Genomic DNA, 15,227 nt, shown 5'->3' with positions numbered 1-15,227 from the left:
CCACGCGTCCCTCCCAAGGTCCGCCCGGCAGGCGGCCGGGTCAGGCGCCGAGTTCGCGAACGGCCTGCGCGAACGCGTCACCGCGCTGGTTGTAGTTGACGAACATGTCCATGGAGGCGCAGGCCGGTGCGAGCAGTACCGTGTCGCCTTCGGCGGCGAGTCGGCGGGCTTCCTGGACAGCCGCGAGCATCGCCCCAGTGTCGGTCCGGTCGAGGTCGACGACCGGTACTTCCGGGGCGTGTCGCGCCAGGGCTTCACCGATCAGGGCACGATCGGCGCCGATGAGCACGACCCCGCGCAGCCGCTTCGCCGACTTGGTGACCAGTTCGTCGAAGGTGGCTCCCTTGGCGAGGCCGCCCGCGATCCACACGATCGACTCGTACGCGGCCAACGAGGCTTCGGCCGCGTGGGTGTTGGTGGCCTTGGAGTCGTCGACGTACGCGACACCGTCCAGGTCCGCCACGTGGGCGATCCGGTGGGCGTCGGGCGTGAAGGCCCGCAGCCCGTCCCGTACGGCCTTGGCGGGCACCCCGAAGGCCCGCGCGAGGGCCGCCGCGGCAAGGGCGTTGGCGATGTTGTGCGGGGCCGGCGGATTGACGTCGCAGACCTCGGCCAGTTCCTGGGCGTTCTTCTGCCGGTTCTCGACGAATGCGCGGTCGACCAGGATGCCGTCCACGACGCCGAGTTGGGAGGGGCCGGGGGCGCCGAGCGTGAAGCCGACGGCCCGGCAGCCCTCCTCGACGTCCGCCTCGCGCACCAGGTCCTCGGTGGCCGGGTCGGCCAGGTTGTAGACGCAGGCGACCCGATTGCCCTCGTAGACGCGGCCCTTGTCCCTGGCGTACGCCTCCATGGAGCCGTGCCAGTCGAGGTGGTCCGGGGCGAGGTTCAGCACGGTGGCCGAGTGGGCGCGCAGGGAGGGCGCCCAGTGCAGCTGGTAGCTGGAGAGTTCCACGGCGAGGACGTCGTGACGCTCCTCGCCGAGGACCGCGTCCAGCAGGGAGACGCCGATGTTGCCGACGGCCGCCGTACGCAGGCCGGCCGCCTTCAGGATCGACGCCAGCATCTGGGTGGTGGTGGTCTTGCCGTTGGTGCCGGTGACGCAGAGCCAGGGGGCCGCGTCGGGTCCCCGCAGGCGCCATGCGAGTTCGACGTCGCCCCACACCGGCACACCGGCCGCGGCCGCCGCCGTGAACAGCGGCTTGTCCGGCTTCCAGCCGGGCGCGGTGACGATCAGTTCGGCGCCCTCGGGCAGGGTCGCCCCGTCGCCCAGGCGCACGGTGACGCCCAGCTCCCGGAGTTGCTCGGCCTGCTCCCGCGCGCGGGCGTCGTCGCCGTCGTTGACGACGGTGACCTTCGCGCCGAGCCCGTGCAGCACCTTGGCCGCCGGGACGCCGGAGACGCCGAGCCCGGCGACGGTGACGTTCTTCCCCTGCCAGTCGGTCACTTTTCCGCTGCCCATCCCGCGTAGAAGACGCCGAGTCCGACGATCACGCAGATGCCCTGGATGATCCAGAAACGGACCACCACCAGGACCTCGGACCAGCCCTTGAGTTCGAAGTGGTGCTGAAGTGGCGCCATCCGGAAGACGCGCTTGCCGGTGAGCTTGAAGGAGCCGACCTGGATGACCACCGACATGGTGATGAGGACGAACAGCCCGCCCAGGACGGCCATCAGCAGCTCGGTGCGGGAGCAGATCGCGAGACCGGCGAGCACACCGCCGAGGGCCAGCGAACCGGTGTCTCCCATGAAGATCTTGGCCGGCGAGGTGTTCCACCACAGGAAGCCGAGGCAGGACCCCATCAGCGCGGCGGCGACGACCGCGAGGTCGAGCGGGTCGCGCACCTCGTAACAGGCGTTGGGGTTGGTCAGGGTCTCGCCGTTGGCGCAGGACTCCTGGAACTGCCACACACCGATGAAGGTGTACGCGCCGAAGACCAGGACGGACGCGCCCGTGGCCAGGCCGTCGAGACCGTCGGTGAGGTTCACGCCGTTCGACATCGCGAGGATCATGAACAGCGCCCAGAGCACGAACAGCACCGGGCCGATGGTCCAGCCGAAGTCCGTGATGAACGACAGCTTCGTGGAGGCCGGGGTGTTGTTGCGGGAGTCCGCGAACTGCAGGGACAGCACGGCGAAGCTGACGCCCACGATCAGCTGGCCGGCCATCTTCGCCTTGGCCCGCAGACCCAGCGAACGCCGCTTGACGATCTTGATGTAGTCGTCGAGGAAACCGACCAGACCCATGCCGACCATCAGGCCCAGCACCAGCACGCCCGAGTACCTCGGCGGCTCGCCGCTGATCACCTTGCTGAGGAAGTAGGCGGCGACCGTCGCCAGGATGAAGGCGATACCGCCCATGGTCGGCGTACCGCGCTTGCTGGCGTGCTCGCGCGGGCCGTCGTCGCGGATGTACTGGCCGTAGCCCTTGCGGGCCAGCAGCTTGATCAGCAGCGGCGTGCCGGCCAGCGTCAGGAAGAGGCCGAGGACACCCGCGAACAGGATCTGATTCATCATCGGGCGGCGACCTCTCCCTCGGCACCGGTCTCCAGCAGCGCCTGCGCGACGCTCTCCAGACCGACCGAACGGGACGCCTTCACGAGTACGACGTCTCCTGGGCGCAACTCGCTGCGCAACAGGTCGACAGCCGCCTGTGCGTCGGACACGTGCACCGACTCCTCACCCCACGAACCCTCGTTATATGCGCCCAGTTGCAGCCAGGCGGCTTCCCTGCCCCCGACCGCGACGAGCTTGCCGACATTGAGCCGGACGGCGAGCCGTCCGACCGCGTCGTGCTCGGCGAGCGCCTCGTCCCCCAGCTCGGCCATCTTGCCGAGCACCGCCCAGGTCCGCCGCCCTGTGCCCATTGCGGCGAGCGCGCGCAGGGCGGCTCGCATGGACTCGGGGTTCGCGTTGTAGGCGTCGTTGACGATCGTCACGCCGTCCGGGCGCTCGGTGACCTCCATCCGCCAGCGGGAGAGGGAGCCCGCCTCGGAAAGCGCGGTGGCGATCTCTTCCGCGGACATACCCAGTTCATGGGCGACGGCGGCCGCGGCGAGCGCGTTCGACACGTGGTGCTCACCGTACAGGCGCATGGTCACATCACTTGCACCGGAGGGTGTGTGAAGCCTGAATGCAGGCTGTCCGGTGTCCGTGAGTCTGACGTTCTCGGCGCGTACGTCCGCTTCGTCGGACTCTCCGAAAAGGACCACCTTCGCCTTCGTACGCGAGGCCATGGCCCGGACCAGCGGGTCGTCGGCGTTGAGGACCGCCGTGCCGCCCTCGCTCGCCGGCGGCAGACTCTCGACGAGTTCGCCCTTGGCCTGGGCGATCTGCTCGCGGCCGCCGAACTCGCCGATGTGGGCGGTCCCGACGTTCAGTACGAGGCCGATCCTCGGTGGCGTCAGATCGGCGAGGTAGCGGATGTGGCCGATGCCGCGGGCGCCCATCTCCAGCACGAGGAACTTCGTCTCCTCGGTGGCGGACAGGGCGGTCAGCGGCAGCCCGATCTCGTTGTTGAGCGATCCGGGTGTGAACACCGTCGGCGCCTTGCGCCGCAGGACCTGGGCGATGAGGTCCTTGGTGCTGGTCTTGCCGGCCGAGCCGGTGAGGGCCACGAGGGTCGTGCCGAGCGTGCGTACGACGTGCCGGGCGAGGGCGCCGAGCGCCGCCTGGACGTCGTCCACGACGATCGCGGGCACGCCGACGGGGCGCGAGGCCAGTACGGCCGCCGCGCCCGCCCCGACGACCGCCCGCGCGTAGTCGTGGCCGTCCACCCGTTCGCCGACGAAGGCGACGAAGAGGCTGCCGGGCTCCACCTCACGGGAGTCCCGGACGACGGGCCCGGTGACCTGGACGGACGGATCCGGTATGTCGTACGTCTGCCCGCCGACGACTGCGGCGATCTCGGCGAGGGAGAGGGCGATCACAAGTTCATCCCTGGGTCTTCTGGATAGCTTCGCGAAGCACCTGGCGGTCGTCGAAGGGACGGACCACACCGGCGATGTCCTGGCCCTGCTCATGGCCCTTGCCCGCGACCAGCACGGTGTCCCCGGGCCGCGCCCGGCCGACGGCGGCGTCGATCGCGGCGGCCCGGTCCTCGAACAGCTGCACCTCGCCGCGCTCGTGGGCCGGCACCGAAGCGGCGCCCTGGAGCATCGCCGCGAGGATCGCGAGGGGGTCCTCGGAGCGGGGGTTGTCGGAGGTCAGTACGGCGGTGTCGGCGAGCCTGGCCACGGCGGCGCCCATCGGGCCCCGCTTGGTCGTGTCGCGGTCGCCGCCGCAGCCGAGCACCACGTGCAGCCGGCCCTTGGTGACCTTGCGCAGCGCCTTGAGCACCGACTCGACGGCGTCCGTCTTGTGCGCGTAGTCGACGACCGCGAGGTAGTCCTGTCCGGCGTCCACCCGCTCCAGCCGGCCCGGCACCCCCGGTACGGCGGCCACGCCGTCGGCGGCGGTCCGCGGGTCGATCCCGGCGGCGGCGAGGGCGACGATCGCGGCGAGGCTGTTGGCCACGTTGAAGGGGCCTGCGATCGGCGACCTGGCGGAGATGCGCTCGCCGTCGGGGCCGAGGACGGTGAACGTCGAGTCCATCGGGCCGACCTGGACGTCCACGGCCCGCCAGTCGGCGTCGGGGTGGCCCTCGGCGGAGAACGTGACGACCGGGACGGCGGCCTCGGCGGCCAGCCGGCGGCCGTACTCGTCGTCGAAGTTGACCACACCGAGCCGGCTGCGCAGCGGGGTGAACAGCTGCGCCTTGGCCCGGAAGTAGTCCTCCATGTCGGAGTGGAACTCCATGTGTTCCGGGCTGAGGTTGGTGAACACGGCGATGTCGAAGACACAGCCGTCGACCCGGCCGAGGACCAGGGCGTGGCTGGAGACCTCCATCGCGACCGCCTCGACGCCGCGTTCGCGCATGACGGCGAACAGCGCCTGGAGGTCGGTGGCCTCCGGGGTGGTGCGCTCGGACTTGATGCGCTCGTCGCCGATGCGCGTCTCGACCGTGCCGATCAGCCCGGTGGCCTTGGCCGACTTCAGGCCGCCCTCGACGAGATAGGCGGTGGTGGTCTTGCCGGAGGTGCCGGTGATCCCGATCTGGAGCAGCTCGGGGCCGGGGTGGCCGTAGATCGTGGCCGCCAGCTCGCCCATCTGTCCGCGCGGGTCGTCGACGACCAGGACCGGGAGGCCGGTCGCGACGGCGCGCTCGGCGCCGGCCGGGTCGGTCAGCACGGCGACCGCGCCGAGGCTCGCGGCCTGGGTGGCGAAGTCGGCGCCGTGCAGGCGGGCGCCCGGGAGGGCGGCGTACAGGTCGCCGGGGCGGACGGCGCGTGAGTCGTGGGTGATGCCCGTGACCTCCGCGGCGCTCTCCGGCTGTTCGGCACCCAGCTGTCCGGCCAGTTCCGCCAGGGGTGTGGCGGGGACGTGAACCGGACGCGGCGGCCCCGGGTATGTCACGGAAGCGCCCTTCTGAGGGGTTTGGGACTGATCAGCGTGTGGCACGGCGGTGAGCGTACCGGGCGCGGCTGGTCGGGAGCGAAGTGAGGCGGCGGGTGGTGCCTGGTTCGCGGGATCGGGGGTGATCATGGTCACGAGCTGGTTCCCTGGCTGGTTCGGCGCTGAACACTGGCGGGCGGTTCGGGCGGGCGGATCTGGCGGGCTGGGTCACGGGGCGAAGGAGACCGGGAGGTTCGCGGGCTGCGCCCCGGTCGGCGGGATCTGGAGCGTCTTCAGGGAGAACTCCATGACCTTCTTGAAGATCGGGCCGCAGATCTGACCGCCGAAGTAGCCGCCCTGCGTGGCGTTCTGGATCGCGCAGTACACGGTCACCCGGGGGTTGTCGGCGGGTGCGAAACCGGCGAACGACGACGTGTAGCCGCGGTACTTGCCGGTGGCCGGATCCACGCGGTTGGCGGTGCCCGTCTTGCCCGCCACGCGGTAGCCGGGGATACGCGCCTTGGTGCCGGTTCCCTCCCGGTCGTCCACGACCGACTCCAGCATCTGGGCGAGGGTCCTCGCCGTCTTCGGGCTGACCACCCGCGTCTTCTGCGGGGCCTCGGCGGGGGTGAAGCGGCCGTCCGGGCCCTTGGTGCCGCGCACCAGGGTCGGCTCCACGCGCACGCCGCCGTTGGCGATCGTCGAATAGACGGAGGCCGCCTGGAGCGCGTTGATGGAGACGCCCTGGCCGAAGGGGATCGTGTACTGCTGCGAGGTCGACCAGTCGCCGGGCGCCGCGAGGATGCCCTTCGTCTCGCCGGGGAAGCCGAGTCCGGTGTGACTGCCGATGCCGAACTTGCGCAGGTAGGAGTAGAGGGTCTGGTTGGCCTGCGCCTGGGTCCTGCCGAGCTGGCCGGTGGCCAGGATCGTGCCGATGTTGCTGGACTTGGCGAGCACGCCGTTGAGCGTGAGGTACCAGGTCGCGTGGTCGATGTCGTCCTGGAACAGCCGGTCGCCGCGGTGCAGCCGGTTCGGCACGGTGACGTGCGTCAGCGGTGTGGCCGCGTTCTCCTCCAGTACGGCGGCCATCGACATGACCTTGGCGGTGGAGCCGGGCTCGTAGGCGTCCTGGAGGGCAGCGTTGCCGAGGGCGTCAGGGTTCGCCCTGCTCAGGTCGTTGGGGTCGAAGCCGGGCGAGTTGGCCAGGGCGAGGATCTCCCCGGTGCGGGTGTCCTGGACGATGACGTAACCGCGGTCCGCCTTGGACTCCTTGACCTGCTCGGTGATGGCGTTCTGGGCGGCCCACTGGATGTCCCGGTCGATGGTCAGCTCGACGTCGGAGCCGGGCACGGCCGGGGTCTCGGTGGAGCCCGCGGTGGGCACCTGGCGGCCACCGGACTGGGCGTAGCGGATCTTGCCGTCCTTGCCGGCCAGGGTGGTGTTCAGCTGCTGCTCGACGCCGCCGCCGCCCTTGCCCTCGGCGTTGACCCAGCCCAGTATTCCGGCGGCCAGTTCACCGTTGGGGTACACGCGCTTGCTGCTGGGCACCGAGAAGACGCCGGCCAGCACGTTGACCGTGGCGGGGTCCGACTCGGCCTTGGTGGCGAGCGCGGACTTCAGGTCCTTGATCTGCTTCCAGACCTGCGGGGTCTGGCGGCCGGCCAGCTTGGCGTAGCGGGCGTCGGAGTTGCGGGGGCGCAGCTTCTTGACGAGTTCGGACTGCTCCTGGCCGAGGATCGGGGCGAGGAGGGCCGCCGCCTGCTCGGGGCCGTCGCCGGTCTTCAGCTCCGCGGGGGCGAACATCGACGGGTCGGCGGTGATGTCGTAGGCGTCCTCGCTGGAGGCGAGGGCCACTCCGGAGCGGTCGGTGATCTCTCCGCGTTCGGCCGCCAGGATCTGGCCGACGTACCGGTTCCGCTCGGCCTTGGCGGCGTAGGTGCTCGCGTCGACGGCCTGCACCTGGAGCAGCCGGACCACGAAGGCGATCAGCACCAGGGCCAGCGCGAGGCCGACCAGACGCAGCCGGGGGCGCGGGCTGCCGAGCCGGATGACGCGGGGGGCGGCGGGCCGTGCGGCGGCCGGTTCCCTGTCGGACACTTCCGTCACCTGCCGGGAGTCGTGGGAGTGGCTGCGGTCGGTGTAACGCCGGGGGCGGTGGCCTCCGGTTCGGGCACGGTTGTGTCGGCCGTCGGGGATTCAGCGGTCGGAGAGGCACCGGCGGGGGCGGCCGTCGCGGCGCCGGCCGACGGGAAGGCCGGCAGGGTCGCGAGGGCCTCGGGGGGCCGTACGGCGGCCGGGGAGTGCGGGGCCGCGGCCGAGGGAACGCCCTTCACGGTGCCGTTCGGGTCGAGGAAGGCCGGGTCGCCGCCGGGGACCATGCCGAGTTCACGTGCACGGCGCTGGAGGGCGTCCGGCGCGGAGTAGGAGTCGATGTCCCGCTGGAGCGCCTGCTCCTCGTCGGTGAGGCTCTTGGTGTCCTTCTGAAGGTCGTCCATCTTGAACGAGCCCTCGCTGAGGGCGGAGTTCAGCACCAGCAGGCCGATCAGGCCGCCGCCCAGGAGCAGGACGACGAGCAGGACGAACGGGGTGCGGGCCGCCTGCCGCGGCCGGGCCGGGAAGAGCCGCGCGAGCCGGGCGGCCCGCCCCTTCAGCCGGGGTGTCCTGCTCACTCGCCCTCCCCTGGGTCGTCCGTCAGGAACCCGCTGGGCCGGGATGTCCCCCGGTCCGCCCGCCGCACGCCCGTCACTCGACGTCCTCCCTGATGCGCTCGGCCCCGCGCAGCCGCGCCGGGGCGGCCCGCCGGTTCTCGGCGACCTCTTCCTCCGTGGGAAGTTCGGCACCGCGGGTGAGCAGCTTGAGGCGCGGCTGGTAGCGCTCGGGCACGACGGGCAGTCCGGCCGGCGCGGTGGTGGCGGCGCCCGCCGCGAGCACGTGCTTGACCAGCCGGTCCTCCAGCGAGTGGTACGACAGCACGGCGATCCGTCCGCCGACGTCGAGGGTCTTCACGGCGGCCGGGACAGCCCGCTCCAGGACCGACAGCTCGCCGTTGACCTCGATGCGCAGCGCCTGGAACGTGCGCTTCGCGGGGTTGCCGCCGGTGCGCTTGGCGGCCTGCGGCAGCGCGTCGCGGATCAGCTCGACGAGCCGGGCGCTGTTGGTGAACGGCTCCTTCTCCCGCTCGCGCACGACCGCGGAGACGATCCGCTTGGCCTGCTTCTCCTCGCCGTACGCGCGCAGGATGCGCACGAGTTCGCCCGGCGGGTAGGTGTTGAGGACCTCGGCGGCGCTGACGCCGGTCGTCTGGTCCATGCGCATGTCGAGGGGGGCGTCCTGCGCGTAGGCGAAGCCCCGGTCGGCCTCGTCGAGCTGCATGGAGGAGACGCCGAGGTCGAAGAGGACGCCCTGCACGCGCGCGATGCCGAGCCGGTCGAGCACCTCGGGAAGTTCGTCGTACACGGCGTGCACGAGGGTGGCGCGGTCGCCGTAGGGCGCGAGACGCTCGCCGGACAGCCGCAGGGCCTCCTTGTCGCGGTCGAGGGCGACGAGGCGGGCCTCGGGGAACCGGGTCAGCAGGGCCTCGCTGTGCCCGCCGAGGCCGAGCGTGCAGTCGACGACCACCGCTGCGGGCCGCTGGAGGGCGGGGGCCAACAGGTCCAGGCACCGCTGGAGCATCACCGGGACGTGTCGCTGGCTCAAGGGGCCCTCTCAGATCCGGCGGGCCCGTACGCACCGCCGGGTCCCCGCCCGCTCGAAGAAGGGGAGGTCCGCCGGCGCCGGAAGCGTCAGCCGACCGGGAGCGGGAGGAGGCCGAGCCGTACGTACGCGCCGCGCACGCGGGGAGATCTCCGGCGGCCGCGCCGGGGGTCTCTCGGGGAGTTCAGTGCAGCGGGGAGATCGCCGCCTCCCGCTTCGCGTCACTTTAGTCCACCCTGTCTCGCGGTCAATCAACCGGCCTGCGCGTCGCGGTCCGGTACGCGTGTGAAGCGGCGATTACGGGAAAATCACTCCTACGGGCCCGCTCCCGCCACTCGTGTGGGTTACCTCACAAGGGACCGGGATGACGTTCTTTACCCCCTCTCACAACGCGACCGGAGAGCATGTGACCAGTAACGTCATCGGTATGACGACTTCCGCATCGGTACCCACCGGCTCCGAGGCCGCCATACCCAGTGGCGGTACGGTCACCGACCGCCTGGTCGAGGCGAACCGGCAATACGCCGCCGCGTTCAGCGACCCGGGAATGGACGCGCACCCCGTGCTGCACGTGGCCGTGGTGGCCTGCATGGACGCCCGCCTGGACCTGCACGACGCCCTCGGCCTCGAACTCGGCGACTGTCACACCATCCGCAACGCGGGGGGTGTCGTCACCGATGACGTGATCCGCTCCCTCACGATCAGCCAGCGGGCCCTGGGCACCCGCAGCGTGGTGCTGATCCACCACACCGGCTGCGGCCTGGAGACCCTCACCGAGGAGTTCCGGCACGATCTGGAGATGGAGGTCGGACAGCGTCCGGCCTGGGCGGTGGAGGCGTTCCGGGACGTCGATCAGGACGTGCGGCAGTCGATGCAGCGCGTGCGTACCTCGCCGTTCCTGGTGCACACCGACGACGTACGGGGCTTCGTCTTCGACGTGAAGACGGGTCTGCTGAGGGAAATCGACCCGTCCGAACAGTCTTAAGACCTGACATATCGCTGTCAGTTGTCCACAGGCGAGTGACACGAAACGGTAACGGCAGCAAGAATGCGGGAGTGACGTCACGCTGAGCATTTCCCGCGTGGTGTCCGTGTTTCGGGGTGGGCCGGTCCGCATCGCAGAGCGTCGGCCCGGAAATGTACGGGCCGAGGAGGGCCGGGTGACGACCTATGACGAGCGAGCAAGCCTTACGGATCTGACCGCCACTGTGGAGCGAGTCCGCAGTTCGGTGGAGGGAGTGATCGAGGGCAAGCCCGAGGTCGTACGGCTTTCTCTGACAGTGCTTCTCGCCGAGGGGCATCTTCTGATCGAAGATGTCCCCGGCGTGGGCAAAACCATGCTGGCGAAGGCGCTGGCCCGGTCCATCGACTGTTCGGTCCGGCGTATCCAGTTCACGCCGGACCTGCTGCCGTCGGACATCACGGGCGTGTCCATCTGGGATCAGCAGCGCCGTGACTTCGAGTTCAAGCCGGGCGCGATCTTCGCGCAGATCGTGATCGGCGACGAGATCAACCGCGCCTCGCCCAAGACCCAGTCCGCGCTGCTGGAGTCGATGGAGGAGCGCCAGGTCACCATGGACGGGCAGACCTACGAACTGCCCAGCCCCTTCATGGTGGTGGCCACGCAGAACCCGGTGGAGATGGAGGGCACCTATCCGCTGCCCGAGGCCCAGCGCGACCGCTTCATGGCCCGGGTCTCCATCGGCTATCCCAGCCCGGAGGCCGAGCTGCAGATGCTCGACGTCCACGGCGGGGTGAACCCCCTGGACGACCTCCAGCCGGTGGCGCACGCGCACGAGATCCTGAAACTGATCGAGGCGGTCCGCGGGGTCCACGTCGCCGAGGCGATCCGGCGGTACGCGGTCGACCTGGTCTCCGCCACCCGCACGCACCCCGACCTCAGACTCGGTGCCTCCCCGCGCGCGACGCTGCATCTGCTGCGCGCGGCGAAGGCGTCCGCCGCCCTCAGCGGCCGGGACTACGCGCTGCCGGACGACGTGCAGGGCCTCGCCGTGGCCGTCCTGGCCCACCGGCTGCTGCCCACCGCGCAGGCCCAGCTGAACCGCCGCACCTCGGAGCAGGTCGTGGAGGAGATCATCCAGCGCACCCCGGTGCCCGCGGGCTCCCAGCAGCAGCGCGGCTTCGGCCTGGGCGGCGGCCCGCAGGCGTACGGACAGCCGCCGCGGAGGCTCGGATGACCATCGGCGCGGCCGGGCAGGCGGAGGCGGACCCCGGGGACAAGGGCGGCGCACGCACCGCCCTGGCCGGGCTCACCACCCGTGGCCGCTCCTTCCTGGCGGCCGGGGTCGCGGCCGCGATCTGTGCCTATGTCCTCGGCCAGCCCGACCTGCTGCGGGTCGGGCTGCTGCTGACCGTGCTGCCGCTGGTCTGCGCGGCCGTGGTCTACCGCACCCGCTACCGGGTCGCCGGCAGCCGCCGGCTCTCCCCGGCGCGCGTACCGGCGGGCAGCGAGGCCCGCGTCCATCTGCGCATGGACAACGTCTCCCGGCTGCCCACCGGCCTGCTGATGCTCCAGGACCGGGTGCCCTACGTCCTCGGCCCGCGTCCCCGCTTCGTCCTGGACCGGGTCGAGGCGGGCGGCCGCCGCGAGGTTTCCTACCGGGTCCGCTCGGACCTGCGCGGCCGCTACCCGCTGGGCCCGCTCCAGTTGCGGCTGAACGACCCGTTCGGCATGTGCGAGCTGACCCGCTCCTTCTCGACGTACGACACCCTGACGGTCATCCCGCGGGTGGAGGCCCTGCCCTCCGTCCGGCTGGGCGGCGAGGCGAAGGGGTACGGCGACGGGCGGCAGCGCTCGCTGGCGCTGGCCGGCGAGGACGACGCGATCCCGCGCGGCTACCGCTACGGCGACGATCTGCGCCGGGTGCACTGGCGTTCCACCGCCCGCTACGGCGAGCTGATGGTGCGCCGCGAGGAGCAGCCCCAGCGCTCCCGCTGCACGGTGCTGCTGGACACCCGTGGGCCCGCCTACCGGGGCGCGGGCCCCGACTCGGCCTTCGAATGGGCGGTCTCGGGTGCCGCGTCCGTCCTGGTGCACATGCTGGAGCGTGGCTTCTCCGTGCGGCTGCTGACCGACACGGGCAGTTCGGTGCCCGGTGAGGGCGCCGACGGGTTCGCCGGTTCCGGTCAGGGATCGGCCGACGCGGCCGGGCTGATGATGGACACCCTCGCGGTGATCGACCACTCCGACGGCATCGGCCTGTCCCCTGCCTACGACGTGCTGCGCGGGGGCAACGAAGGGCTGCTGGTGGCCTTCCTCGGCGACCTCGACGAGGAGGAGGCCGCGGTGGCCGCCAAGATGCGCCAGCGCAGCGGGGGCGCCGTCGCCTTCCTCCTGGACGGCGACAGCTGGGTGCGTGAACCGAATGACGTGCCTCATCCGATGAACAGGCAGGAGGAGCGGCTGCGGATGCTGCGCGAGGCGGGCTGGACCGCCGTGAGCGTGCCGCGGGGCGCTCCGCTGAACGAGCTGTGGCAGCAGGCGGACCGGGAGCGTTCGGGGGTCGTGACGGCCGGCGGACCGAGCGGAAGGGGGGCGGGATCATGAGCGGGCGGGCCCGACTGACGCTGTGCTCCGTGGCGGCCACCCTGATGGCCGCCTGCGCCCTGCTGCCCCTGGTCCAGCAGACCTCGTGGATCCTCGTGGCGGCCTTCCTGCTGGCCGTCCAGTCCGCGGTGGGCGCGGCGGCCCGGCGGGTGCCGCTGGCCCGGCCGCTGACCGTGCTGGCGCAGGCCCTGGTCACGCTGGTGCTGCTCACCCTGGTCTTCGCCCGGCAGCAGGCCCTCGCCGGGCTGATCCCCGGCCCGCAGGCCTTCCAGCACTTCGCCGACCTGCTCCAGGCGGGCACCGACGACGTGGGGCGGTACGCGATACCGGCCCCGCTGTCCGACGGCATCCGGCTGATGATGGTCGGCGGTGTGCTGGTGATCGGGCTGGCGGTGGACACCCTCGCGGTGACCTACCGCAACGCCGCGCCGGCCGGCCTGCCCCTGCTCGCGCTGTACTCGGTCGCCGCGGGGCTGTCCGACGGCGGGGCCGAATGGCTGTGGTTCCTGGTGGCCGGCGGCGGCTATCTGATGCTGCTGCTCGCCGAGGGCCGGGAGCGCCTCTCGCAGTGGGGCCGCGTCTTCGGGGGCGGCCCGCGCGATCCGGGCAGACAGCCCGGCCCGGTGGCCCCGGTGCGCACCGGGCGGCGTATCGGCGCGGCCGCCCTGGGCGTGGCGCTGGCGGTGCCGTTGCTGCCGCTTCCCGCGATCGACGGCGGTCTGCTGGGCGGCACGGGCAGCGGGGTCGGCTCGGGCACCGGCGGCGGGGGCACGATCTCCGCGGTCAACCCCCTGGTGTCGCTGCGCGACAGCCTGAACGTGGACGAGGACCGCACGGTCCTGACCCTGCGCACCAACAGCGGTGACCTCTCCGACCTGTATCTGCGGATCGTCTCCCTGGACGACTTCGACGGCACCACGTGGAAGCCGTCGCAGCGGGACGTCGTCGCCGTGCCCGACGATCTGCCGACGCCGCCCGGCCTGGGCGCGGACGTCCGGCGCGCGGAGATCACCACCAGGGTGGCCGCCGCGGACTGGTACGCCCAGGACTGGCTGCCGATGCCGTACCCGCCGAGCGGTGTGCAGGTCAGCGGCAGATGGCGGTACGAGCCGGTGGGCATGACCGTCGTCGGCGACCACCGCCAGACCACGCGCGGCAAGACCTACGAGGTGAAGAGCCTCCAGGTGCGGCCGACGGCGGAGCAGTTGGCCTCGGCGCCGGCGGCCCGTGGTTCGCTGCGCGGCGAGTACACGGAGCTGCCGGACACCCTGCCGGCGGTGGTGTCACAGAGGGCCCGCGAGATCACCGAGGGCTCGTCGAACGACTACGAGCGGGCGGTGAAGCTCCAGGAGTGGTTCGCGGTGACGGGGGGCTTCGCCTACGACACCGAGGTCAAGGTCGGCACCGGCCGGGACGCGATCGCCCGCTTCCTGCGGGACAAGCAGGGCTTCTGCGTGCACTTCTCGTTCGCGATGGCGGCGATGGCCCGCACGCTGGGCATTCCGGCGCGGGTGGCGGTGGGCTTCGCGCCCGGTTCCACGCAGTCGGACGGTTCGGTCGCGGTGAGCCTGAAGGACGCGCACGCGTGGCCGGAGCTGTACTTCGAGGGCGTGGGCTGGACCCGGTTCGAGCCGACCCCGACCCGTGGATCGACGCCTGCGTACACGCTGCCGGACACGCCGGGCAACGCTGTGCCGGATCTCCCGCAGGCCTCGCGCTCGGCGGACGCGGCTCCGTCGGCCGCGCCGTCGGCGAGCACCAGCTGCACGTCGGAGGAGAAGCGGGTCCAGGGCTGTGTCAGTGCGCTGCCGCTGGACGAGGCGGAGCAGGGCGGGGGCGGCCCGCCCTGGTACAAGATCGCCGGCTGGGCGGTGCTGGGGCTGGCGTCACTGGTCGTGCTCCTGTTGCCGATGCTGTGGCGGCTGAGACGGCGGTCGGTGCGGCTGGCCTCGGCTCAGCACACCGGTTCCGCGGCGGTGCGCCGGGCAGCTCCCGGACCCCGCGGACGCGAGGTCGGGCAGCCGACGGTCGGGGGTTCGGCGGTGCTGCTGGACGTGCCGTCGGAGGAGGTCACCGAGGCGGCCGTCGCGCATGTCCTGGCGGTCTGGCGCGAGCTGACCGACACGGCCTGGGACTACGGGATCCCGCCCGACGAGGCGCTGACGCCCCGCCGGGCGGCGGCGCGGATCGTCCGGCTCGGTGAGCTGGACGAAACGGTGGCAGCTTCGGTGCACCGGGTGGCGGGTGCCGTGGAGCAGGTGCTGTTCGCCCCGCAGCCCCGGGCCGAGGCCGGACTGCCCGAGGAGGTGCGCCGCGTGCGGGTGGCGCTGCGGGCGCGGGCCGGCCGGCGCACCCGGCTGCGGGCGGTCGTGGCACCGCGTTCGGCCATCCGCGCGGTGTGGGACCTCAGCGACCGCTGGACGACGGTCAAGGCGACCTGGTCGGTCCGGACGGCCCGGCTGGCGACCCTGACACAACGGGTACGTCGCCCGCGCAGGCGGGCGGCCGACGCGGGGGCGGGCAGCTGACGCGGGGG

At 72.0% G+C, this 15,227-nt stretch carries 11 protein-coding genes; 4 read left to right on the top strand and 7 right to left on the bottom strand.

All coding sequences use genetic code 11. The features are described from left to right. Positions 1 to 40: 40 nt before the first annotated feature. From murD to rsmH, 7 genes are all read right to left on the bottom strand, one after another. Positions 41 to 1,459 (bottom strand): UDP-N-acetylmuramoyl-L-alanine--D-glutamate ligase, encoded by a 1,419-nt coding sequence (gene murD, locus P1P75_RS12275; protein WP_319254520.1) that lies wholly within the window; start codon positions 1,457 to 1,459, stop codon positions 41 to 43. Next, a complete protein-coding gene (gene mraY / locus P1P75_RS12270) occupies positions 1,441 to 2,514 on the bottom strand; it encodes a phospho-N-acetylmuramoyl-pentapeptide-transferase (RefSeq protein ID WP_319254518.1) in 1,074 nt (357 codons plus the stop codon). The genes murD and mraY overlap by 19 nt, the downstream gene beginning before the upstream one ends. After that, positions 2,511 to 3,926, bottom strand: a complete 1,416-nt coding sequence (gene murF, locus P1P75_RS12265) for a UDP-N-acetylmuramoyl-tripeptide--D-alanyl-D-alanine ligase (RefSeq protein ID WP_319254516.1) — start codon at positions 3,924 to 3,926, stop codon at positions 2,511 to 2,513. Before murF ends, mraY begins: the two co-directional genes overlap by 4 nt. A 4-nt stretch (positions 3,927 to 3,930) precedes the next feature. Then, the gene (locus P1P75_RS12260; protein ID WP_319254514.1) at positions 3,931 to 5,586 is read right to left on the bottom strand and encodes a UDP-N-acetylmuramoyl-L-alanyl-D-glutamate--2,6-diaminopimelate ligase; all 1,656 of its coding nucleotides are present in this window, start codon (positions 5,584 to 5,586) and stop codon (positions 3,931 to 3,933) included. Positions 5,587 to 5,658: 72 nt separating this feature from the next. Next, positions 5,659 to 7,536: a penicillin-binding protein 2 gene (locus tag P1P75_RS12255; protein ID WP_319254512.1), complete on the bottom strand. Its 1,878-nt coding sequence runs from the start codon at positions 7,534 to 7,536 to the stop codon at positions 5,659 to 5,661. Beyond that, positions 7,533 to 8,099 (bottom strand): septum formation initiator family protein, encoded by a 567-nt coding sequence (locus P1P75_RS12250; RefSeq protein ID WP_319254510.1) that lies wholly within the window; start codon positions 8,097 to 8,099, stop codon positions 7,533 to 7,535. Before P1P75_RS12250 ends, P1P75_RS12255 begins: the two co-directional genes overlap by 4 nt. Positions 8,100 to 8,172: 73 nt before the next feature. Then, positions 8,173 to 9,126 (bottom strand): 16S rRNA (cytosine(1402)-N(4))-methyltransferase RsmH, encoded by a 954-nt coding sequence (gene rsmH / locus P1P75_RS12245; RefSeq protein ID WP_319254508.1) that lies wholly within the window; start codon positions 9,124 to 9,126, stop codon positions 8,173 to 8,175. A 424-nt stretch (positions 9,127 to 9,550) separates the two neighbouring features. Here rsmH and P1P75_RS12240 point away from each other — a divergent pair, with 424 nt between their 5' ends. From P1P75_RS12240 to P1P75_RS12225, 4 genes are all read left to right on the top strand, one after another. Beyond that, positions 9,551 to 10,108, top strand: coding sequence for a carbonic anhydrase (locus P1P75_RS12240; RefSeq protein WP_319254506.1), 558 nt, complete (start codon positions 9,551 to 9,553; stop codon positions 10,106 to 10,108). Positions 10,109 to 10,283: 175 nt separating this feature from the next. Beyond that, entirely contained in the window at positions 10,284 to 11,321 is a 1,038-nt protein-coding gene (locus P1P75_RS12235; RefSeq protein ID WP_319254504.1) for a MoxR family ATPase, read from the top strand. Continuing rightward, positions 11,318 to 12,691, top strand: a complete 1,374-nt coding sequence (locus P1P75_RS12230; RefSeq protein WP_319254502.1) for a DUF58 domain-containing protein — start codon at positions 11,318 to 11,320, stop codon at positions 12,689 to 12,691. Before P1P75_RS12235 ends, P1P75_RS12230 begins: the two co-directional genes overlap by 4 nt. Beyond that, the gene (locus P1P75_RS12225; RefSeq protein WP_319254501.1) at positions 12,688 to 15,219 is read left to right on the top strand and encodes a DUF3488 and transglutaminase-like domain-containing protein; all 2,532 of its coding nucleotides are present in this window, start codon (positions 12,688 to 12,690) and stop codon (positions 15,217 to 15,219) included. Before P1P75_RS12230 ends, P1P75_RS12225 begins: the two co-directional genes overlap by 4 nt. The last annotated feature ends 8 nt before the right edge of the window (positions 15,220 to 15,227 follow it).

Source organism: Streptomyces sp. ID05-39B (genome assembly GCF_033794725.1).
Classification (GTDB): Bacteria; Actinomycetota; Actinomycetes; order Streptomycetales; family Streptomycetaceae; genus Streptomyces; species Streptomyces bobili.
Note: the sequence above shows the minus strand (reverse complement) of the source record. Positions and strands in the feature narration are given on the sequence as shown.